The 21,750-nt window shown below is 32.1% G+C and carries 22 protein-coding genes and 1 pseudogene; 10 read left to right on the top strand and 13 right to left on the bottom strand.

Annotated features, from left to right (window positions below; translation table 11 throughout):
- Positions 1–1,160 (top strand): annotated as a pseudogene (locus PHC28_RS03640) (ABC transporter ATP-binding protein); the annotation flags it as partial.
- Positions 1,161–1,279: 119 nt separating this feature from the next.
- Positions 1,280–1,981 (top strand): DUF2971 domain-containing protein, encoded by a 702-nt coding sequence (locus tag PHC28_RS03635; protein ID WP_300096627.1) that lies wholly within the window; start codon positions 1,280–1,282, stop codon positions 1,979–1,981.
- 25 nt (positions 1,982–2,006) lie between these two features.
- Here the strand turns inward: PHC28_RS03635 and PHC28_RS03630 are convergent, their stop codons facing one another.
- The 7 genes from PHC28_RS03630 to PHC28_RS03605 form a co-directional block, all read right to left on the bottom strand.
- Positions 2,007–2,282, bottom strand: a complete 276-nt coding sequence (locus tag PHC28_RS03630; protein ID WP_300096626.1) for a Txe/YoeB family addiction module toxin — start codon at positions 2,280–2,282, stop codon at positions 2,007–2,009.
- On the bottom strand, positions 2,282–2,536 hold the full coding sequence (locus PHC28_RS03625) for a type II toxin-antitoxin system Phd/YefM family antitoxin (RefSeq protein WP_300096625.1): 255 nt from the start codon (positions 2,534–2,536) through the stop codon (positions 2,282–2,284). Before PHC28_RS03625 ends, PHC28_RS03630 begins: the two co-directional genes overlap by 1 nt.
- A 209-nt stretch (positions 2,537–2,745) precedes the next feature.
- The gene (locus tag PHC28_RS18320; RefSeq protein ID WP_367277984.1) at positions 2,746–2,922 is read right to left on the bottom strand and encodes a helix-turn-helix domain-containing protein; all 177 of its coding nucleotides are present in this window, start codon (positions 2,920–2,922) and stop codon (positions 2,746–2,748) included.
- Positions 2,923–3,026: 104 nt separating this feature from the next.
- Positions 3,027–3,128 carry a type II toxin-antitoxin system RelE/ParE family toxin gene (locus tag PHC28_RS18315; RefSeq protein WP_367277986.1) on the bottom strand — a complete coding sequence of 34 codons (102 nt, stop codon included), beginning with the start codon at positions 3,126–3,128 and terminating at the stop codon, positions 3,027–3,029.
- 43 nt (positions 3,129–3,171) lie between these two features.
- Positions 3,172–3,366 (bottom strand): hypothetical protein, encoded by a 195-nt coding sequence (locus PHC28_RS18310; protein WP_367277983.1) that lies wholly within the window; start codon positions 3,364–3,366, stop codon positions 3,172–3,174.
- A 666-nt stretch (positions 3,367–4,032) separates the two neighbouring features.
- Entirely contained in the window at positions 4,033–6,498 is a 2,466-nt protein-coding gene (locus tag PHC28_RS03610) for a TonB-dependent receptor (RefSeq protein ID WP_300096624.1), read from the bottom strand.
- A gap of 5 nt (positions 6,499–6,503) precedes the next feature.
- Complete coding sequence (locus PHC28_RS03605; RefSeq protein WP_300096623.1) at positions 6,504–8,207, bottom strand: M23 family metallopeptidase; 1,704 nt, start codon at positions 8,205–8,207, stop codon at positions 6,504–6,506.
- A gap of 168 nt (positions 8,208–8,375) precedes the next feature.
- Between PHC28_RS03605 and PHC28_RS03600 the strand changes: the two genes are divergently transcribed.
- The 3 genes from PHC28_RS03600 (at position 8,376) to rny (ending at position 10,735) form a co-directional block, all read left to right on the top strand.
- Complete coding sequence (locus PHC28_RS03600; protein WP_300096622.1) at positions 8,376–8,666, top strand: hypothetical protein; 291 nt, start codon at positions 8,376–8,378, stop codon at positions 8,664–8,666.
- 6 nt (positions 8,667–8,672) lie between these two features.
- Positions 8,673–8,966, top strand: a complete 294-nt coding sequence (locus PHC28_RS03595) for a cell division protein ZapA (RefSeq protein WP_300096621.1) — start codon at positions 8,673–8,675, stop codon at positions 8,964–8,966.
- Positions 8,967–9,172: 206 nt separating this feature from the next.
- Positions 9,173–10,735, top strand: coding sequence for a ribonuclease Y (gene rny, locus PHC28_RS03590; protein ID WP_300096620.1), 1,563 nt, complete (start codon positions 9,173–9,175; stop codon positions 10,733–10,735).
- A 103-nt stretch (positions 10,736–10,838) separates the two neighbouring features.
- Here rny and xerD read toward each other — a convergent pair whose 3' ends face one another.
- Both xerD and PHC28_RS03580 read right to left on the bottom strand, forming a co-directional pair.
- Positions 10,839–11,738 (bottom strand): site-specific tyrosine recombinase XerD, encoded by a 900-nt coding sequence (gene xerD, locus PHC28_RS03585; RefSeq protein WP_300096619.1) that lies wholly within the window; start codon positions 11,736–11,738, stop codon positions 10,839–10,841.
- 106 nt (positions 11,739–11,844) lie between these two features.
- Positions 11,845–13,356 (bottom strand): hypothetical protein, encoded by a 1,512-nt coding sequence (locus PHC28_RS03580; protein ID WP_300096618.1) that lies wholly within the window; start codon positions 13,354–13,356, stop codon positions 11,845–11,847.
- 309 nt (positions 13,357–13,665) lie between these two features.
- Between PHC28_RS03580 and PHC28_RS03575 the strand changes: the two genes are divergently transcribed.
- From PHC28_RS03575 to PHC28_RS03565, 3 genes are all read left to right on the top strand, one after another.
- The gene (locus tag PHC28_RS03575; protein WP_300096617.1) at positions 13,666–14,229 is read left to right on the top strand and encodes a porin family protein; all 564 of its coding nucleotides are present in this window, start codon (positions 13,666–13,668) and stop codon (positions 14,227–14,229) included.
- A gap of 74 nt (positions 14,230–14,303) precedes the next feature.
- Entirely contained in the window at positions 14,304–14,717 is a 414-nt protein-coding gene (aroQ, locus tag PHC28_RS03570) for a type II 3-dehydroquinate dehydratase (RefSeq protein WP_300096616.1), read from the top strand.
- 91 nt (positions 14,718–14,808) lie between these two features.
- Positions 14,809–17,301, top strand: coding sequence for a DUF5686 and carboxypeptidase regulatory-like domain-containing protein (locus tag PHC28_RS03565; protein ID WP_300096615.1), 2,493 nt, complete (start codon positions 14,809–14,811; stop codon positions 17,299–17,301).
- Positions 17,302–17,336: 35 nt separating this feature from the next.
- Here PHC28_RS03565 and PHC28_RS03560 read toward each other — a convergent pair whose 3' ends face one another.
- The 4 genes from PHC28_RS03560 to PHC28_RS03545 form a co-directional block, all read right to left on the bottom strand.
- Positions 17,337–18,209 carry a cation diffusion facilitator family transporter gene (locus PHC28_RS03560; protein ID WP_300096614.1) on the bottom strand — a complete coding sequence of 291 codons (873 nt, stop codon included), beginning with the start codon at positions 18,207–18,209 and terminating at the stop codon, positions 17,337–17,339.
- An 18-nt stretch (positions 18,210–18,227) separates the two neighbouring features.
- Positions 18,228–19,538, bottom strand: coding sequence for a UDP-N-acetylglucosamine 1-carboxyvinyltransferase (gene murA / locus PHC28_RS03555; protein ID WP_300096613.1), 1,311 nt, complete (start codon positions 19,536–19,538; stop codon positions 18,228–18,230).
- Positions 19,539–19,621: 83 nt separating this feature from the next.
- The gene (locus PHC28_RS03550) at positions 19,622–20,350 is read right to left on the bottom strand and encodes a DUF4290 domain-containing protein (protein ID WP_300096612.1); all 729 of its coding nucleotides are present in this window, start codon (positions 20,348–20,350) and stop codon (positions 19,622–19,624) included.
- 15 nt (positions 20,351–20,365) lie between these two features.
- Positions 20,366–20,650 carry a DUF493 domain-containing protein gene (locus PHC28_RS03545; RefSeq protein ID WP_300096611.1) on the bottom strand — a complete coding sequence of 95 codons (285 nt, stop codon included), beginning with the start codon at positions 20,648–20,650 and terminating at the stop codon, positions 20,366–20,368.
- A 149-nt stretch (positions 20,651–20,799) separates the two neighbouring features.
- Between PHC28_RS03545 and PHC28_RS03540 the strand changes: the two genes are divergently transcribed.
- Together PHC28_RS03540 and PHC28_RS03535 are read left to right on the top strand one after the other, a co-directional pair.
- Positions 20,800–21,333, top strand: coding sequence for an ATP-binding protein (locus PHC28_RS03540; protein ID WP_300096628.1), 534 nt, complete (start codon positions 20,800–20,802; stop codon positions 21,331–21,333).
- A gap of 78 nt (positions 21,334–21,411) precedes the next feature.
- The coding region (locus PHC28_RS03535; RefSeq protein WP_300096610.1) for a DEAD/DEAH box helicase at positions 21,412–21,750 on the top strand (339 nt) is incomplete at its 3' end.

The raw sequence follows: 21,750 nt of genomic DNA, 5'->3' as shown, positions 1-21,750 counted from the left end.
AACAAGAACAAGGCATATTTTTGTCAACTATCGAAGAAACTCTTGGCGGATTAAAAGTGGTAAAAGGTTATAATTGAGAGAACTATTTTAATCGAATATTTCAAGAATCGACACAACGTTTTTTTGTCTTGTCGAATAGCATTGGAAACAGACAAAACCTAGCTTCGCCTGCAAGTGAATTTATGGGAATTATGGTTATCGCCATCTTGCTTTGGTATGGAGGACATATGGTTTTGATAGAGAAAACATTAAATGGAGCTTCGTTTATTGCTTATATGGGTTTGGCTTATAATATTTTGACTCCAGCAAAATCTATCTCAAAAGCATCTTATGCCATAAAAAGAGGAAATGCCGCCGCAGAGAGAATATTAGAAATTTTACATCAAGAAAATACGATTACGAGCAAAAAAGATGCGCTGAAAAAAGAATCATTTGAGTCTAAAATCACAATAAAAAACATCAACTTCAAATACGAGGAAGAAACAGTTTTAAAGAATTTTTCACTTGAAGTGAAAAAAGGACAAACCGTGGCTCTCGTAGGTCAATCCGGAAGTGGAAAAAGTACGATTGCCAATTTATTGACTCGTTTTTATGATGTAAATGAAGGAACAATTACCATTGACGGAATTGACATAAAAGATATGAATTTGCAATCGCTTCGTGGTTTGATGGGATTGGTAACTCAAGATAGCATTTTGTTTAATGACACTATAAAAGCCAATATCTCACTCGGAAAACTAGACGCTACCGACGAAGAAATTATTGAAGCTTTGAAAATTGCCAATGCTTATGAATTTGTCAAAGATTTGCCACTTGGAATTTACACCAACATTGGCGATAGCGGAAACAAACTTTCTGGTGGTCAAAAACAACGGTTATCGATTGCTCGTGCGGTTTTGAAAAATCCACCGATTATGATTTTGGATGAAGCCACATCAGCCTTGGATACAGAAAGTGAAAAGTTTGTGCAGGTTGCTTTAGAAAATATGATGCAAAATAGAACTTCGATTGTGATTGCTCACCGTCTTTCAACCATTCAAAAAGCGGATAAAATTGTGGTGATGCAAAAGGGAGAAATTGTAGAACAAGGAACTCACGAGGAACTAATTGCGATGAACGGAACCTATAATAAATTGGTTACAATGCAGAGTTTTGAGTAATAAGTCATTGCGAGGCACGACTTGTCCGCCGTGGAGGAAGCAATCTAATTTGATGGAACGCTGATAAAACAGATTCGCTTTGCGAAAACACAGATTAAAACGGATTTTTAATTTTAAAAATGTACCTCAACAACAAAAATATTAAGCTTCCTGAAGATCCAGACACAGTTGTTTGGAAATATCTCGACTTGTCTAAGTTTCTCGATTTGTTGCTATCACATAAGTTATTTATGTCGCGTTCAGATAAATTCGAAGATCAATATGAAGGTACTTTTAGCGAACCAACTTACGAAGAAATCAAAAAAATTGCTGTAAACAATCCTGAATTTATTCAGTATTACAAATCGCATCGCGAAAATGTAGCCATCAGCAGTTGGCATATCAACGAATACGAATCGTTTGCAATGTGGCAAATTTTCACACAAAACAGTGAAGGTTTAGCGATTCAATCTACGGTAGAAAGGTTAAAAAAAGCACTTATTCCTGAAAATAAATTTGATCAATACATTGGCGAAGTCAATTATATTGACTACAAAAAAGAATATATTCCTTTTGATGATATGTTTTTCCCCTTTCTGTTCAAAAGAAAAAGTTTTCAGTACGAAAGAGAAGTTCGCATTATTTCGGATGTTACCCAAAGTAATATCAAATTAAACGACGGACTAAAAATAAATGTGGACATCAATCAACTGATTGAAAAAATCTACATTCATCCTAAATCAGAAAACTGGTATAAAAACCTTGTTATCGAATTGGTTTCAAAATTAGGATTTGATTTTACGATTGAAAAATCGGATTTGGAAAGTGATATTTTGATATAAGGTTTGTAAAATTCAGTAAGTTCCTTTAATCGTCATAATGAAATCTGCACTGTATAATGATACATCTTTGATCGACACCTTTTGTGCCAGAAACTTTATAGACAATTCTATGTTCGCCAGTAATTCTTCGTGACCAATACCCTTTTAAATCATACCTTAAAGGTTCTGGTTTTCCAATTCCTTTGAAAGGATCTTGCCTAATGGATTTTATTAAATCTTTAATTCTTGCAACAATATCTTGGTCGTTATCTATCCAATATTCAAATTCTTCCCAGCCATTTGGTGTAAAACTAATATCCATTATTCATCAAGATTGAAAATTTTCAATTCGCCTTTTTCTGCTTGTTGAATAGATTCGGCAAGTCTTTTTCTATTGGCATTCGTAGCTAATAAATGTTGCGTTTCTGTCATTGAATTATATTCTTTTAAGGATATAATAACAACGGCGTCTTCTTCATCGTTTCTTGAAACAATCAACATTTCTGACGATTCGGATACCTCATCAAAATAGTTTTTGATATTTTTTCTTAAGGTTGATATTGATACTGCTTTCATCGTATATTTTTTAGATGTACTTTAATTTGTACGCACAAATGTACAAAAAAAATTATTAATGCAACTAAAAAAAAATCTATATTCATCCCAAATCAGAAAACTGGTATAAAAACCTTGTTATCTAATTAGTTTCAAAATTAGGATTTGATTTTACGATTGAAAAATCGGATTTAGAGAGTGCTATTTTGATATAAAGTGAAGGCTAATAGCTATATAGCTAATTCTAATTTTCCGCCTAAACCTAATTCTACAATCTTTTGTAAAGTAGAAAAACGAACTTCTTTTACGTTATTTTCAATTCTTGAAATATACGATTTTGTTGTTCCACTTCTAATGGCAAGTTCTTCTTGAGTTAATCCCTTTTCAATTCTCGCTTCGTGAATCATTACGCCAAGTTTGAATTGCTCGAAACCTTTTTCTAAATTGTTGCGTTTTTCGGTTCCTTTTTTTTCCGTAAAACTCCTCTTTGAATTCAGCGAGTGTTTTTAAGTTATTTGTTTTCATTTTCGTATTCTTCTTTGATTTTTAATGCTTTATCAATCTCCTTTTTTGGGGTCTTTTGTGTTTTCTTTTGGAATCCATTAGCTAAAATTATTAATTTTCCCTTATCGAAAAAACAAAATATTCTAAAAATATCACTTCCTTGTTTCAGTCAAGCCTTCCGTATTTTCAATATGTTTTAAATACGTTTCGGGAACTTTTTCTAACTGTTCAATTAATTCCAAAGTCCAAGTAATTTTATCTTGCACTTTTTCTCTTTGTTTAATAAAGAATTCTGCAAAGTAATCTTTATAAAATGTTACGACTCTTATTTTTAGATTTTTATTCACAAGACAAAGTTAATGAAGTTGCTCTAAAGTACAACTTAAATTTTATTTTTTGGTTCTTCTGGTATGTGTGTGAAAGACGAAAAATTTAAACCATTAAGCTCGTTAAGAAAATTAAGATGGGTGCACGACAAATTGCATTTTAAGTACTTATTTTTAAAATCTGCGTAAATCTGCTCAGTCTGCGTGCCTAAATTTGCACGTAGATTCCGCAGATAAAATGAAACAAGTAGCCTTGAATTTTAATTCTATTTTAAAAAAATGCAAACAAAAGCCCCGTAGAGGTGTACTGTTTGTAGAAATAATGCTATGGAGCCACCGAGCTCCATAGGAGCGACCTGAAATGTATAAATTCAGGTCACTCCTATGGAGTTTTGTTATTGAAACGTATCCTTTTTTCTACAAACAGTACACCTCTACGAGGTTTTTTAATTGGAAAATGCAATTTGTCGTGCACCCTCTTCAAAAATTAAGATTTGCAGCGTTCTTAACTTTCTTTTTTTTCTTAATGGTTTTATAAAAAAACGTTCACAACATTTCCAGTAGAACCTATTTTTTTATTACATCTTTTCTTAACATAAAATACTGTTTTTCAATTAGTAAAATAACCATGTTTTGACTTCACTATAGAAAAATCGGATTTGGAGAGTGCTATTTTGATATAATATTCTAAAACCTCATATTCACTTTCACATTAAAAACTCGTGTGGTCATATAATTCGGAATCGCATATTGATTTTTGGTGTAAACGTCGCGAACCCAAGTGTTAGTAATCGCATTTTGATTGTCAAAAAGATTGAAAATTTCCAATCCTATGGCCAATTCCTGGAAGGGTTGCAACCAATTTTTATTGGATGGGTTTTTAGCATCAATTAAAACTTTAGAGAAACCAACATCGGCACGACGGTAATCATTTAAACGATTTTGATACAAATACGGATCGGCATACGAAGGCGAGCCTCCTGGCAATCCAGTGTTATAAACTAAATTGAGGTATAATTTTATACTTGGAATATTAGGCATATAATCTTGAAACAGCATTCCAAATTTAAGTCTTTGATCAGTTGGTCTGGCAATAAATCCTTTGTTGTCTATGTTCTCTTCTGTTTTTAGATACCCAAAACTAAACCAAGATTCCGTTCCGGGAACAAATTCGCCGTTTAATCTAAAATCGAATCCTTGCGCATAGGCTTTAGCATTATTGGTAGCAGCATAACGAATTCGAACATTATCCAAAGTGTATGGATTAACATCCGTCAAGGATTTATAATACAATTCAGAAACCATTTTAAAAGGACGATTCCACATTTTGAAACTATAATCATTGCTCAAAACAATATGAATCGCTTGTTGTGCCTTGACATTCGGATTCACTACTCCATCAGCATCTCTCAACTCACGATAAGACGGTGGCTGATGATACAAACCTCCTGAAAGTCGGAAAAACATATCCTTACTCCAGTTAGGTTTCAAGCTAATTTGGGCTCTTGGACTAAAAGTAAATTGCGATTTACTACCTAAATTATCTCCAGAAACATCCCAATTTTGAGATCGCACACCTGCATTTAACCAAATTTCGTTGTTGCCCAAATATCCTTTTCTGCTCCATTGAATATAACCTGAGAACCTATTAATATCAACAAAATTTATTGCTCTCACATTTTGATAAGGAACTAAAGGTCCTGCATAAGGAGTGTAAGGTTGGTCATTTTTGGGTAAAAAATCAATAGGTGGATTGATTGAAAAACCAGCAGAATCAATTACTTCCCATTCAATAACTCGATCACGAATCGATTCACGAGTAAATTTTGCTCCCCATTCAATTTGGCTTTTTTTCCAATTATGGAAACCTTTTATTTCAGCATTTACAATTAGGGCATCTAAATCATTTCTTGCGTGATTGAGTTGCGAACCAATTCCTCTTGTAAAGGCAACATCTCCAAAGGTCTCCGAACCAATATTTGAATCTACTTCCCCTAAACGATATTGCGCCAAAATATCAAAATGCTCTTGCTCTTGAGTATGATATGCCGACATAATTAATTTGTAAGTAGAATTTTCTGAAGCAACGAATGTCGATTTTACAGCTCCAAAATAGGTAGAATATTTATCTTTTTCTTGTCCTTCATAATAGATCAACAACGCCATAGGATTATCGATTGTACCAAAATTAGTCTGACGTGTCAAAGGCTGATATTGGTAATCATTTTGAGAAATATTCCCTAAAAAACTCCATTGCCATTTGGCGGAAGCATTGTAATTAATGTTCGTTTGAATATCAGCAAATGTAGGTGTATAATTCGTTTGCGTTTCCTGACTTTTTACTAAAAGACTGTTATTACGATAACGAACTCCCGTTATTGCAGACCATTTTTTATCTTTGGAAACGGCATCAACGGCGAGACTTCCTCCAAGGAAACTTGCTTCTGCTACAGCTCCAAATTGGGTTGGATTTCTATACGTTATATCCAAAACAGAAGACAATTTATCTCCAAATTTGGACTGAAATCCTCCAGCTGAAAAATCAATGTTTTGAACTAAATCAGTATTGGTAAAACTCAAACCTTCTTGTTGTCCAGAACGAATAAGATAAGGTCGATATACTTCTATTTCATTAACATAAACCAGATTTTCATCATAATTTCCACCTCGAACAGCGTATTGTGTACTCAATTCATTGTTAGAATTAACACCCGGAAGTGATTTCAAAATATTTTCTACTCCAGGATTTGCACCAGGAATTTTTCGAATCATTTCGGGCTCAATGGTAGTAATTCCCTGAACTCTTTTCTTGTTGTTTACCATAATCACGACTTCTCCCATTTGCTCATCACGATCACTCATAACCAAGTTGAATTCATAATCTTCTTTTGGTTTTAAGGAAACTGTAACAGTGACTTTTTTTAGAGAAATATGCGAAAAAACTACTGTTACTTTTTGATTGTCGGGGATGGTTAAGTCATAGAACCCATTTTCGTTGGATTGAGTTCCAGCTCCACGGCAAGATATATTTACATTTTCGACAGGTAGATTATTTTTATCGAGAATTACTCCTTTGATATGAGCAGATTGAGCAAAAGCTATAGATCCAAAACATAAAAAAAAGAAAACAAGTATTATTTTATTTACACTCAAGGAATTTAGTTTTTATTTTTTTGACTTCTGAAAAAATGAGTTTCAAAGATACTAGAATTCCCCATATTATCCATAACAATTATTTTTAATTCATTTGCCCCTTCGGCAACAATACCATCACTAAAATTGTGAGTGATTTTTTTTGTTTTATTATCGTATTCAAATAAAACCCAGTTGCCATTCAAATAACCATTATAGGATTTTATACCTGACAATTCATCGCTTATTGTAAATTGAATAGTTGACTTATCGCTAATCCATTTCCCTTCTATTGATTTTGCAATCGAAATCTTGGGTGCTATTGTATCTAAAACCAAGGTAAAATTGCCCAAAGTTTTATATTTTGCAGTAAACACATTGTCTTTACGAAAAGTTGGAATGTAACTTATTTTTTTACCCGAAATAGAGGCAATGAAAAGTTTTTCCTTTTTAGAATCATTATATTTATTGTCTTCTATTGAAATGGTAAAGTTGGAATGAGCTGGAACAATATCTTTATGCAGGAACAAGGTGTCATTTTTCACATCGAAATTCAAATAAAAATCATCATAAAATGTGCCTGCCGGAAAAAAGACTGACATATTATCCTTAGTAAAATTACAATCATTATTTGCCTTAATAAAATACTTTGAAGTAATGGGTTCTTGTGCAATAATTGTATTTAATGATTCATACTTTATTGGAATCGAAACGATGGTTTGATTGCCAAAGAAATCGGAAACTTCAATGCGATAAACTGATGTTAAATTAGGACTTAGAGCAAGAACTCCATTCGATTTATCCGATTGAATTATACTCAGTTTATAGGGGTTAAGCATAAATAGCTTTTGAACCCTTTGCTGCGTTTTCTTGTACATCGAATAATCAATAAGTGCATTTACATAACGCATTTCATCAAAAGAATAGGTGTCAAATTGGTATCCAAAATTCGGCATTCCGTTGTAAAACGATTGTATTTTATACACTCCATTTTTATTAAATGAAACATCATCATAATCAAAAGTATTTAATCCAAAACCTATTTTACCATTGGCAACCACTTTATCCGCCAGATAAGTTCCGTCTTTTTGTAACAACAAATTCAATAATAATGGACGTTTAGATTGATTTACAACCGTTTCGTTATCTAATGGATAAACATAAATACTTGAAATCATAGGTTTCTTGGTATCCTTAATATACTTATCGAAACCAAATAACATTGGATTAATAATATTCTCTGTTATATTATCCCGAAATTCGAAATGCAAATGAGGTCCTTCAGAAGCACCAGTATTTCCAGAAAGAGCAATCACTTCTCCTTTTTTAACAACCAATTCATCCGGTTTCAGGTACATTTCAATTTCAAAAGATTGCTCAGCATAATGCGTTTTTTTGATAAATTCTTCTATAACTCCTGTTGCTCTTTGCAAATGTCCATAAACAGAAGTATAACCATTTGAATGGGTAATATAAATAGTTTTTCCGTTTCCAAAAGTGGAAATTTTGATTCTCGATACATATCCATCAGCAACGGCGTGAACTTCTAACCCTTCCCTTTGTTGTGTTTTTAAATCGAATCCCGCGTGAAAATGATTGGGTCTTAGCTCTCCAAAATTCCCTGACAACTGCATAGGTATATCAAGCGGAGGACTAAAATAATCTTTTGGATAATTAGTTTGCGCAGCTAATGAACAGCCGATTAATATTGAAAATAAGTAAAATCTCATTGAATACATTTTTGCTAAGATAAAAAAAAGAATTATATATAAAATACAAATCACAATAAGTTGTAATACAAAGATTTATGTAATTTAACACAAAAAAACAAATAAAATATTGTAATAATAAAAAGGAATACTAACTTTGTAAGATTATGTAATACGTAGGAATATATTATGAGTGTAATTGCAGAAATAATTGATGCTCTTGAAAATAAGATTGAAAAACTTTTTGTTAAAATAAATAGTTTAGAAAAAAATAATCAAGGGTTAAAAATTGAATTAACCAAAGCTGCACAAACCATACAAACTCAATCTCAAGAGATTGAGGCTTTAAAATCGCAGTATGAAACACTCAAAATTGCCAACGCGTTACTAGGCAGTGAAGATAATAAAAGAGATACGAAGCTTAAAATAAATTCATTAATTCGTGAAATTGATTACTGTATAGCGCAGCTATCAGATTAAAAAGATATGGACGAAAAGCTTAAAATTAAAATATCAATTGCAGACAGAGTTTACCCATTGACGGTAGAACTCTCTCAAGAAGAAGGACTTAGAAGTGCTTCAAAGAAAATTGATGGAATGATAAAGCAATTTGAAGAAAATTATGCTGTTCGTGACAAACAAGATGTTTTAGCAATGTGTGCTTTGCAATTTGCATCACAGACAGAACAAAAACAAATTGATAATGCAATCGATGGCGAAGCAACTATCGAAAGAATTAAAAAAATCAATGCGATTTTAGATCAATATCTCGACAAATAAACGTTCTTTACAAAAACTAAGATACTGCCTACATTAGTTCACATTTGGTAAACTCAACACTAACAATTTAGAATGAGCAAATCATCGTTACTATAGCACGTCCCCTTGAGGGAAAGCTTGAACAACGAGTTAGCTCAAAACTTGTCTTTCCGAGTTTATTCAAGCAATCTAATGTAGGCTTTTTTATATATAAATTTTAATAAACTATGGAAGACATTTTAACAATAATTATAGGAATTGGAGGCATTGCTGGAGGTTTTGGTTTAGCCAAAATAATAGAGAAAAGCAACATTTCTAATTTAATCAAAAACGCAAAAAAAGAAGCATCATCTATTTTAAAAGATGCCAATCTTGAAGCCGAAAACATCAAAAAAGATAAAATTCTTCAAGCGAAGGAAAAATTTATCGAATTAAAATCGGAACACGAGCAAGTAATTCTTTCTCGTGACCAAAAAATGGCAGAAGTCGAAAAAAGAATTCGAGACAAAGAATCCCAAGTTTCTAATGAACTATCAAAAGCCAAGAAAGTCAACGACGATTTTGAAGCAAAAACTATAGAGTACACTGCCAAAGTAGAAATCTTGGACAAGAAACAAACAGAAGTTGAAAAATTGCACAAAAGCCATCTTCAACAACTGGAAGTGATTTCTGGTTTATCTACTGAAGAAGCCAAAAATCAATTAATAGACGGATTAAAAGCTGAAGCCAAAACCAAGGCAATGGCACACATTCAAGATACTATTGAAGAAGCTAAATTAACCGCTCAACAAGAAGCTAAGAAAATCATCATCAACACCATTCAAAGAATTGGTACAGAAGAAGCGGTTGAGAACTGTGTTTCTGTATTCAACATAGAATCGGATGATGTAAAAGGTAGAATTATTGGACGTGAAGGTAGAAATATTAGAGCCATTGAGGCAGCGACTGGAGTTGAAATCATTGTTGATGACACACCAGAAGCAATTATTCTTTCTTGTTTTGACCCTGTTCGAAGAGAAATTGCTCGTTTATCTTTGCATAAATTAGTAACTGACGGACGTATTCACCCAGCTCGAATTGAAGAAGTTGTAGCTAAAACTACCAAACAAATTGACGATGAAATCATTGAAGTTGGTAAACGTACCGTTATCGATTTAGGAATTCACGGTTTACATCCTGAATTGATTAAAGTCGTGGGGCGAATGAAATACCGTTCTTCTTACGGACAAAACTTACTGCAACACTCTCGTGAAGTTTCTAAACTTTGTGGAATAATGGCTGCCGAATTAGGATTGAATGTAAAACTAGCCAAAAGAGCTGGATTGCTTCACGACATAGGAAAAGTTCCAGATACTGAAAGTGATTTACCACACGCATTATTAGGAATGCAATGGGCTGAAAAATATGGCGAAAAAGAAGAAGTATGCAACGCCATCGGAGCGCACCACGACGAAATAGAAATGAAATCTTTATTATCACCAATTATTCAGGTTTGTGATGCTATTTCAGGTGCGAGACCAGGTGCGAGAAGACAAGTTTTAGACTCTTACATCCAACGTTTAAAAGATTTGGAAGAAGTGGCTTATGGCTTTAGCGGAGTTAAAAATGCTTATGCTATTCAAGCCGGAAGAGAACTTCGTGTAATTGTAGAAAGTGAAAAAGTATCGGATGATAATGCAGCGACTTTATCTTTCGAAATTTCTCAAAAAATACAAACTGAAATGACTTATCCAGGTCAAGTGAAAGTAACCGTAATTAGAGAAACTAGAGCAGTAAATATTGCAAAATAAGTTATTCTTTAATTCGAGTTTTACTAACTTGAATAACTATAAATACAAAAGCACTTCAGAACTATCTGAGGTGCTTTTTTTTTGCTACAAACTATTCGGAATTCTAATTTTTTCTTGGATGAAAAGCATTCATAACTTCTGCTAAAAATCTTCTGTCCAAATGCACATAAATTTCAGTAGTGGTAATAGATTCGTGACCAAGCATTAATTGAATCGAACGCAAATCGGCTCCGTTTTCAAGAAGATGTGTAGCGAATGAATGGCGCAAAGTATGTGGGCTTATACTTTTGTTTAAATTGATTTGAACTGCCAAATCTTTTATTATTGTAAAAATCATAGCTCTCGAGAGCTGACCTCCTCTCCTATTTAGAAACAAAGTATCCTCAAAACCTTTTTTTATATTCAAATGAATTCGGATGGAATCTCTATAAATCTGAATGTACTTTTGAGTTAAATTTCCAATAGGAACAAACCGCTGTTTATTTCCTTTACCCGTAATTTTTATAAAGCCTTCCTCGAAGAATAAATCGGAAATTTTGAGTGAAACCAATTCCGAAACTCGAAGGCCACAACCATACAAAGTCTCGAGCATTGCTCTATTTCGTTCGCCTTCATTTGAACTCAAATCGATAGCCGAAATCAATGAATCAATTTCATCAACTGATAATGTATCTGGTAGTTTACGACCTGTTTTTGGAGTTTCAATCAGTTCCAAAGGATTATCAGCACGATAATCTTCGAATATCAAATAACTAAAAAAACTTTTTAAACCCGAAATTATTCTGGCTTGAGACCTTGGATTTACTTCTTTTGAAACGCTATAAATAAACTGTTGAATAGTTTCTTCATTTATTTTTATTGGTGAAACAGAAATGGCATTTTCTTCCAAAAAAAGGCATAACTTTTCAACATCAAAAGAATAATTATCGATGGTATTTTTAGATAAACCTCTTTCGATTCTCAGATACGATTGATAACTTTTGATGTAGGTTTTCCAATTCATTTTACAAAGTAAAGCAATTTTTGGACATAAAAAAACCACGCAAAATGCGTGGTTTGGAATTGCATAATTCTAAAAATATTTTAGTAAAATAGTTTCTAACTTATATTTATTGAACCCTCATAGGTTCAACACTTATTGAATATAAACCAGAATTATATTCTCTAGTTGTGTAATCAGAACCTGCTTGACTTATTATAATTTTATCAGCAAAATTCACAATTACTTCTCCAAGCGCATCATTTCCTTGAGTATAAGTTTTTTGAACTGTGTGAGTAGTTGTTTGCTCTAAACTAGCACCAAACTTAAGACCAACTTTTAATAATGTGCCTTCAATGTTGAAATTGGTAGCGAATTTTACGGTTCTAGTGTCCGTTAACACCGTTGTCTCAGTCAAATCAACCTCTTCTATTTCTATTTTGATTGATGATGCATATTGGTCCAAATCCCAATTAAAAATTGGAATATTTAAAGGCATTTGTCTTAAACTTTTAATTGAATTAATATAAAAATACGCAAAAGAAATTTTTACTTTTCTAGATTCGACGACAAATAAATCATTTGGAGTTGCATTGAAATATTTAATTATCTCACTACCTATGCCATTTTTAGCATTAACAATTATTCTTATCTTAAATTCAAAATTTCCACCTGTCCAAGTAGAACTACCTCCTGATACAAATTTAGGATCATTAGTTTGATCTGCAATCTTATTGTAGGCCGCAATAGGATCTCCTTGAAGAGAAAAAGATTGTATAGATTCTTGAAAATCATATTTAAAAGGTCCTTTTGGTGTTGTTGGGGTTATACCATAATAAATATAATCTCTATCCCATCCGTCCACATTTGAACCAGTATAAGTATTATAGGCTGTTATAATTTTAGGGTCTAAAATATTTGAATTAACTGTTCTCATCATTTCTTTTTTAGAATTTTTCGTTTTGTCAAAACAATTATCTAAAAATTTGAACACAACACTACTCTCAGTTTTTAAAGTTCGAGTCTTTAATTTCCCAAATTCTTTATTTTTTTCGACAATAACTCTTTCATTTTCTTTTATAACTATTATAGGAAAACCTGGAGTATATTTTGCTTCAATTATGTCCTCAGTTCCATCTTGATTTATAATAGGAACATTATTTGAAGTATTCAAACGAATTGCTACTTTAGGAATTTCTTTATCAGTATTCCACAATTTAGCCGAAAAAGAATTTTCAGGTAATTCTGGAACTAGTATTGTAAGCGTCGGATTATTAATTTCTATTTGAAGCAACCTATTTTCATTTCCAATATTTTTTAATAAACTTTCTCTTAAAGTTAAGCCATTTTCGAGTTTTTCGTTTTTTATCATTTCATATAAAACTTCATAATCATTATCAAACATTTCCAATGATTTGTTTTTTATTAAATCTCTTAAAGATTTACTTTCATTTAGAGAAATCATAAGTGCTTTCCCAAATTCACGTTTTAAATTTGAATTCGAATCATATAGTTCATTAACTGCTAACTTACTATTTTCTGTACTTGAGGAATCAATATTTTCATCCATTTGATTTTCACAACTTGTAAAAAAAAATAAACACATAAAAATAAGCATAACCATTTTCAAAATAATTTTCATAATTGTAACTTTTTAATTGTTAATTAAAAACAAAAGTATGGATTTTTTCTTACCAAAAATATAATAAAAAAAATATTTTATATGTGCTATTGTAATTTAAATTCATTATAAATAACTATTAAGCGACAAAAAAAAACACATTTTCTATAAGCATACTAGGTTTAATATTTACAAAACAATCCTCTCATTGCTTTCATAAATTGTATCAAGAGCATATAATTGAAAAATCATAAATTGCAATAATTATCAAAATAAATAGTTTTAATAAATGAGTTTTAAATTATAAACAAATTTTAAAAAAATAACACTATGAAAAAGACAATTTTATTTCTAGTTCTACTATTTGCAATGTCCTCAAATACTGAGGCACAAATAGTGAAATTTGGCATAAAGGCTGGATTAAACTATGCTAATCAAACAGGAACTCAAATAACAATCAACAGCAGCAATTATAAAACTGATGCTATAACTAGCTATCACGCAGGTTTGGTTGCAGAAATAAAACTAATAGAAAAATTTGCCATTCAACCCGAATTACTATATTCTACTCAAGGAGCTACATACAAAAATGCTCTAACCGAAATAAAAAATGAAGTTGGCTATATTTCAATTCCAGTTTTGGCAAAAATCTATTTAAACAAATCAATTAGTCTTGACCTTGGTCCTCAAGCTTCTTTCTTATTGAGTGGAAGAGACAAATTTGCCGTAAATGATTCAAATACTTATGATTTTTCAGTAGCGGCAGGATTAGGATTAAAAATTACTAAAAATATATTTATTCAAGGTCGTTATCTTTTAGGACTAACAGAAGTATCGAAAGATGCTCAAACAAAAAACTCCGTTGTTCAAGTTTCGGCGGGAATTTTATTTTAATAAAAATAAATTAAATTTATAGAAACCGTTCTTGTAATTAGAACGGTTTTTTTATTTTTACAAAAATATGAAATATGAAAATTGCCATCATCAACGGACCCAATCTCAACTTATTAGGAAAACGTGAACCTGAAGTTTATGGAAGTCAAACTTTTGAAGATTATTTCGAAACTTTAAAAGAGAAATTTCCACAATTAGAATTGACTTACTATCAAAGCAACATCGAAGGGGAATTGATAGGTAAAATTCAAGAATTGGGTTTTTCTTATGATGGAATTATTCTCAATGCGGGAGCTTATACTCATACTTCCATTGGAATTGGCGATGCTATAAAAGCCATAACTACTCCAGTTGTTGAAGTCCATATTTCGAATACTTTTTCACGAGAAAGTTTCCGTCATCAATCTTATATTTCAGGAAATGCCAAAGGAGTAATTCTTGGTTTTGGGATGAAAAGCTATGAATTAGCGGTGATGTCGTTTTTGTAGTTTAACAAGAATTTAATTTTTGCGAAGTAGAATTTAACGAAACTTTTAAATTATTACTATTTTCTTTTCATACTCTTGTAAAAAAAATTGTATGAAAAAATATTACTCCTTTTTACTTCTATTCATTTCCATTACAAATTTTGCCCAAATCAAAGGAACCATTACTGATGAAAAAGGAAATCCCCTATCTAATGTAAATATTCGGGAAGAAAACACCTATAATGGAACCTCAACTAATGAACTCGGAAATTATGAATTGAATATTAAAACTTTAGGAAAACATACGCTTGTTTTTCAATATTTAGGATTCAAAACACAACGAGTTTCCATCGACGTCGATAAATTACCTTACGTACAAAACATAAAATTAGTTGAAGAAAGTTTATCTCTTTCTGAGGTTGTTATCAACACAAAAGACAATCCAGCCAATGCCGTAATTAGAAAAGCAATAGCCAGCAAAAAAGAAAATTCAGAACAAACAGCTCATTTTCAAGCTGATTTCTACTCGAAAGGACTACTGAAAGTCAAAGATTTACCCAAAAAAATATTAGGACAAAAAGTTGATATGGGTAGCTCGGGAAGCACCCTGGATTCTACAGGAACGGGAATTATTTACCTTTCGGAAACGGTTTCTAAAATCTCTTTTGAAAAACCTAATAAATTGAAAGAAACCATTTTGGCTTCAAAAGTAAGTGGTGACAGCAAAGGCTTTAGCTACAACACAGCCTTATCAACAACTTATGATTTTTATGAAAATACTTTAAATTTTAATAGTCAGATAATTTCGCCTATTGCTGACAATGCTTTCAACTATTACAAATATAAAATGGAAGGCACTTTTCAGGATGAAAACAATCAAATGATTAACAAAATTAAAGTCATTGCAAAACGCGATGCCGAACCCGTTTTTGAAGGTTATATTTATATTGTTGACGATTCTTGGGCAATTTATGCTGTTGATTTAGACATAAAAGGCTACAGAATGCACCAAGAAATGATTGAAAGTATGAATTTGAAACAAAATTTCAGTTACAACACCATCAATAAAGTTTGGGGAAAAAGCACACAAAATTTGGCTTTTTCGGCAGGAATTTTTGGAATAAAATTCAACGGAAATTTCTCTTATGTTTACACCAATTATAATTTTGTTTCCGCTTTCCCCAAAAAGACTTTCGGCAACGAAATTGTAAGTTTTGCAGAAAATGCCAACAAAAAAGACAGTGTTTTTTGGAATAAAATTAGACCCGTGCCATTAACCATTGAGGAAAATACTGATTACACCAAGAAAGACAGCATTTACACTCTTCACAACTCAAAAAAATATTTAGATTCTATTGATAAAAAAGCGAATAAATTCAAGTTTTCAAGTCCAATTATGGGTTATCACTGGAAAAATAGCACTAAGAAACAATCCTTTTCTTATGATGGATTAGCCAATATTGCTTCATTAACCTTCAATACGGTGCAAGGTTGGAATCTCGATTCAGGATTTTCGTTCAGAACTTGGAAAAACGAAGAAGAAAAAGGGAAATCAACTTCAATAAGCACTAAGTTTAACTATGGTTTTTCGGATGACAGATTGCGTGCAACAGCAAATTATTATCATCGATTCAATCATCAAAATTATGCCTCATTATCTATTTACGGAGGAAGTGAAGTGAAACAGTTTAATACTGAAGAACCCATTTCAATGTTTATGAATACAATTAGCACTACTTTTTTTAAAAGTAATTATATGAAATTGTATAACAAGGAATTTGCGGGTATAACTTACGGTCAAGATGTGGGAAACAATTTTTATTTAAAAGGAAATTTAGAATACCAGCAACGAAAATCTTTATTTAATACAACTGATTACACATCCGTTCCAAAGGAAAAAGCCTACACATCAAATAATCCGTTACTGCCAAATGATTATGTAACTCCAATATTTGACACCCATCATCTAACGAAAATGAATGTAATGGCTAGACTAAATTTTGGAAATAAATACATTTCTCGTCCAGATGGAAAACTCAATATTAGAAATGATAAATATCCAACTATCATTTTAAACTATGAAAATGCTTTTGCATCCAATGAAAAAAAATATGAATTTCAACAAATTTCCAGTCAAATAAAATATGAATTATCATTAGGAAACAAAGGAAATTTAGGAGTCAATTTAAAAGCGGGGACATTTATTCACGGCGAAAATATCTCCTTTGCCGACTACAAACATTTCAACGGAAACCAAACACACATTGGCACCAGCGACCGCTATTTGAATATTTTTAATCTACTTCCCTACTATTCAAACAGCACCAATAAATCTTATTTTGAAGCCCATTTAGAGCATAACGACAAAGGATATATTATGAATAAAATTCCTTTATTGAACAAGTTGAATTCAACTTTAAATCTGGGATTTCATAGTTTAGTTATTGCTGACAGGAAATCCTATTCAGAGTTTACAGTTGGTCTAGATAATCTTGGCTTTGGAAAAATTAAGATTTTTCGTTTTGATTATGTTCATTCCTATCAAAACGGAATTCAAAAAGATGGAGTTATTTTTGGGCTAAAAATTTTGAATGCTTTGGAGTAAAAAAGAAGTTTTAAAAAGGCTAAAAATTAAAAAAATCAATAACTCGTTGGCTCAATATGAATTAAAACGTGAACTAATTCAGGAATTTTCAAGCGCAAAGTATCTTTTAATAAATGCGATATTTCGTGACCTTCTTTTACGGTAATTTCTGAATTTACAATAGCGTGCAAATCAACGTGATATTTCATTCCTGCTTTGCGAATAAAACATTTTTCAGTATCAACAATTCCCTCCACTTGAAGGGAAACAATTCTAATTTCTGCTATTAGATCATCATACAAATTCTCGTCCATAATTTCTCCCAAAGCAGGTCGAAAAATTAAATAGCTGTTATAAAATATAAATCCTGCGGCGAAAAGTGCTGCCCAATCATCGGCAGATTCATATCCTTTTCCTAAAATCAAGGCAATCGAAATTCCAATAAAAGCAGCAATTGATGTTATGGCGTCACTTCGGTGATGCCAAGCATCTGCTTTAAGTGACGAACTGTTCGATTCAACACTTCTTTTCATTACTAAACGAAAGGAATATTCTTTCCAAATAATTATAGCTCCAAGAACAAAAAGTGTCCAAGATTTAGGCAATTCGTGCGAGGTTCCAATATTATTAATGCTTTCGTGAGCAATAATTGTCGCTGAAGTAATCAAGAATCCAACAACTAAAAAAGTGATTAATGGTTCTGCTCGACCGTGACCATAAGGATGATTATCATCGGCTGGTTTATTAGAATATTTAATTCCGAAAAGTACTAAGAAAGAAGCAAAAATATCAGTAGTGGATTCAATTGCATCAGCTATTAAAGCATACGAATTACCAAAAAAACCTGCCAAACCTTTTATTATTGCCAATACAATATTACCAATTATACTAAAATAAGTGGCTCTTACTGCTGTTTGTTCGTTTGTCATTTGAGCTTTTATATTAATTTATGCTCTTACAATCTTCGCTCCAATAGCTCTCAAACGTTCATCAATACGTTCGTAACCTCTATCTATTTGCTCAATATTTTGAATAGTACTTGTTCCTTTTGCAGAAAGTGCCGCAATCAATAATGATATTCCAGCTCGAATATCTGGCGATGACATTGTTGTGGCTTTTAATTGTGATTTGAAATCGTGACCAATGACAACTGCTCTGTGTGGATCACACAAAATAATTTTGGCTCCCATATCAATTAATTTATCAACGAAAAACAATCGGCTTTCAAACATTTTTTGATGAATAAGAACATCTCCTCTTGCTTGAGTAGCAACAACCAAAACAATACTCAATAAATCAGGAGTAAATCCTGGCCAAGGCGCATCAGAAACTGTAAGAATAGAACCATCGATATCCGTTTTTACCTGATAACCATTTTTATGTTCTGGGATATAAATATCATCCCCTCTTTTTTCTAATGTAATCCCTAATTTTCTAAAGACATTTGGAATCAATCCAAGATTTTCCCAGCTTACATCTTTTATCGTAATTTCGCTTCTAGTCATTGCCGCAAGACCTATCCAACTTCCTATTTCAATCATATCTGGAAGAATTCTATGAGTACAGCCTCCAAGACTTTCAACACCCTCGATGGTTAATAAGTTTGACCCAACCCCTGATATTTTTGCTCCCATTGCATTCAACATTTTGCACAATTGTTGCAAATAAGGCTCACATGCAGCGTTGTAAACGGTGGTTTTCCCTTTGGCCAAAACAGCTGCCATTACAATGTTTGCTGTTCCAGTTACTGAAGCTTCGTCGAGCAACATATCAGCTCCAGTTAATCCATCAGGAGCTTCAACACCATAAAAATGGTCTTCTTTATTGTAACGAAATTTGGCTCCAAGATTGATAAATCCTTCAAAGTGAGTATCGAGTCTTCTACGACCTATTTTATCACCACCTGGTTTCGGAATATATCCTTTTCCAAATCTTGCCAAAAGTGGCCCAACAATCATAATAGATCCTCGAAGTGCTCCTCCTTCTTTTTTGAAAGCTTCGGTTTCAAGATAATTTACATTTACATCATCTGCTTGAAAAATATAGGAACCATGTCCCATTTTTTGGATTTTTACTCCTAAGTTTCCTAAAAGTGTAATCAACTTATTAATGTCAATTATATCAGGAATATTATTGATGGTGACTTTTTCTGGAGTCAACAATATGGCACATAAAATTTGCAAGGCTTCATTTTTGGCACCTTGTGGCGTTATTTCTCCTTTTAGAGGAACTCCCCCTTCTATTTTGAATATTCCCATTTTCTATAAATTAAAAATTAAAAATTTAGAATTTAAAATTAAAAAACAGCTATTGTGAATTTTTAATTTTAAATTCTAATTTTTTAATTAGTTGGTTTTCTATTTTGGTTTTTATGTGCAGGATTTGACTTCCCTCCTTTTATATTCTTGTTACTTTGAATTTTTGGCTGACCAGGAGGCGTGATTTTATTAGACACTCTCTTGTTAGTTCGCAACAAATCTGTTGTTGTCAAAAGTTCTTCAGTGCTTTGGAGTAAATTCAATTTTCCGTCGGAGAGTTCATATAAATGTTCAAAAATAACATCGTCTTTTACGGTGTCTTTATTCCAACTCAAATATGATTTTTTCATGTGATTGGCGATAACTTTCACCAAAGCACTTTTCATTTCTCCTTCTTCCCATTTATTAGCAACATCAATCATATATTTGATATTATTACCATAAAATCGATACTTGGGAAAATTTTGTGGGTATTTTAGAACATCTGGTTTCAGTTGCAGAACTTCACGAGTTGGCACTGGATAAGGTGATTCTACATCCAATTTAAAATCAGACATTATGAATAATTGATCCCATAATTTGTGCTGAAAATCAGGCACATCTCGTAAATGTGGATTCAAGCTTCCCATAACCTGAATGATGTATTTTGCAGCTTTGTTTCGTTCTACAGAATCTTCAATTGCAGTTGCTTGGTCAATAAGTTTCTGCAAATGGCGACCATATTCTGGAATAATGAGATGCGATCTTTCAGCATTATATTCCAAATGATGTACGACATCATTTGCAACTTCTTTTACATATTTTGAATTCATATTCGAATTGAGATTTTAAAGGGAAATAATACCCTTAATTGTAGAGACTTCTATGTATTTATCTATTATTTCTTGGGAATTTTTCATCTGTACATCAACAGAGATACTGGTAAATTTTCCTGTTTTGGATTTTGTCGTTTTTATAACTGCCCCCAAACAATCAAAGGCTTCTTCAACACGAAGAACATTGTCATTTATAGATGGCACAATAAATTTAAACAAATATAATGCGGGCCAAGTATTGCTCAAATCTAGCTCTGCTTGCAACCTATCATAAAATTCCTGAGTATTCTTATCCATTCTATAATTAAAATAAAAGCAAATATACAGTTTTGATATTAGTCCCGAAACTTTGAGATAGGATTTTTAAAATATTGAAAATTATATGTCTAAATATTCTTTCGAATTTTCAATAACTTTAGGTAAATTTGCGCCTTATTCTAAAAAACGTGGGGAAAGAAATCATAGTCATTATTGGCGGGCCAGGAACAGGCAAAAGTACCATTATCGAAGGATTGATAAAAAAAGGATATTGTTGTTATCCTGAAATTTCCCGACAAGTTACTTTGGATGCACAAAAAGAAGGCATCGAACAATTATTCTTAGAAAACCCATTACTGTTTAGCGAATTACTTTTAGAAGGTCGAAAAAAACAATATCAAAATGCGGTAAACGAACCTGACAAAATAGTCTTTATCGATCGCGGAATTCCAGATGTTTTAGCTTATATGCATTTTATTGGAGACACCTATCCTAATTATTTTGACGAAGCTTGTAAGAATCATTTATATACCAAAATATTCATTCTTCCCCCTTGGGAAGAAATATTTACAAGCGATAAACAGCGTTACGAGAACTTCGAACAAGCCCAACATATCGACATTCACCTTATGGAAACTTATAAAAAATATGGCTACGAACTCATCGAAGTTCCAAAAGACTCTGTTGATAATAGAATTTTATTTATCTTAGATAAAATTTAACCAATTGTTTAAAGTTTTAAATTTAAAGTTGAGTTGCTTTAAACCATTAATCAAACTTTAAATCATAATCCAGAACTAATGCAAACAGCATTACAAATTCTTCAAAAATACTGGAAACACGACGCTTTTAGGTCGCCTCAAGACGAAATTATTAATTCGGTTTTAGAGGGAAAAGACACTTTTGGTCTGATGCCAACGGGTGGCGGAAAATCGATTTGTTTTCAAGTTCCCGCTATGATGAAGGATGGAATTTGTTTAGTAATTTCTCCTTTGGTGGCGTTGATGAAAGATCAAGTTCAGCGATTACAAAAGATCGACATCAAAGCCATTGCAATCACTGGTGGAATAAAATCTGATGAAATAATTACACTCTTAGACAATTGTGAATTTGGGAATTATAAATTCTTGTATTTATCA

The organism is Flavobacterium sp. (assembly GCF_028712645.1).
In the GTDB taxonomy this organism is placed as follows: domain Bacteria; phylum Bacteroidota; class Bacteroidia; order Flavobacteriales; family Flavobacteriaceae; genus Flavobacterium.
Note: the sequence above shows the minus strand (reverse complement) of the source record. Positions and strands in the feature narration are given on the sequence as shown.

Excerpts from the sequence above, each read along its gene's own strand:
- PHC28_RS03600 (WP_300096622.1), top strand. The coding sequence starts at position 8,376 with ATGAGTGTAATTGCAGAAATAATTGATGCTCTTGAAAATAAGATTGAA.
- PHC28_RS03565 (WP_300096615.1), top strand. The coding sequence starts at position 14,809 with ATGAAAAAATATTACTCCTTTTTACTTCTATTCATTTCCATTACAAAT.
- PHC28_RS03595 (WP_300096621.1), top strand. The coding sequence starts at position 8,673 with ATGGACGAAAAGCTTAAAATTAAAATATCAATTGCAGACAGAGTTTAC.
- PHC28_RS03575 (WP_300096617.1), top strand. The coding sequence starts at position 13,666 with ATGAAAAAGACAATTTTATTTCTAGTTCTACTATTTGCAATGTCCTCA.
- PHC28_RS03630 (WP_300096626.1), bottom strand. The coding sequence starts at position 2,282 with ATGGATATTAGTTTTACACCAAATGGCTGGGAAGAATTTGAATATTGG.
- PHC28_RS03605 (WP_300096623.1), bottom strand. The coding sequence starts at position 8,207 with ATGAGATTTTACTTATTTTCAATATTAATCGGCTGTTCATTAGCTGCG.
- xerD (WP_300096619.1), bottom strand. The coding sequence starts at position 11,738 with ATGAATTGGAAAACCTACATCAAAAGTTATCAATCGTATCTGAGAATC.
- PHC28_RS03560 (WP_300096614.1), bottom strand. The coding sequence starts at position 18,209 with ATGACAAACGAACAAACAGCAGTAAGAGCCACTTATTTTAGTATAATT.
- PHC28_RS03625 (WP_300096625.1), bottom strand. The coding sequence starts at position 2,536 with ATGAAAGCAGTATCAATATCAACCTTAAGAAAAAATATCAAAAACTAT.
- PHC28_RS03545 (WP_300096611.1), bottom strand. The coding sequence starts at position 20,650 with ATGGATAAGAATACTCAGGAATTTTATGATAGGTTGCAAGCAGAGCTA.
- murA (WP_300096613.1), bottom strand. The coding sequence starts at position 19,538 with ATGGGAATATTCAAAATAGAAGGGGGAGTTCCTCTAAAAGGAGAAATA.
- PHC28_RS18320 (WP_367277984.1), bottom strand. The coding sequence starts at position 2,922 with ATGATTCACGAAGCGAGAATTGAAAAGGGATTAACTCAAGAAGAACTT.
- PHC28_RS03580 (WP_300096618.1), bottom strand. The coding sequence starts at position 13,356 with ATGAAAATTATTTTGAAAATGGTTATGCTTATTTTTATGTGTTTATTT.
- rny (WP_300096620.1), top strand. The coding sequence starts at position 9,173 with ATGGAAGACATTTTAACAATAATTATAGGAATTGGAGGCATTGCTGGA.
- PHC28_RS03635 (WP_300096627.1), top strand. The coding sequence starts at position 1,280 with ATGTACCTCAACAACAAAAATATTAAGCTTCCTGAAGATCCAGACACA.
- aroQ (WP_300096616.1), top strand. The coding sequence starts at position 14,304 with ATGAAAATTGCCATCATCAACGGACCCAATCTCAACTTATTAGGAAAA.
- PHC28_RS03550 (WP_300096612.1), bottom strand. The coding sequence starts at position 20,350 with ATGAATTCAAAATATGTAAAAGAAGTTGCAAATGATGTCGTACATCAT.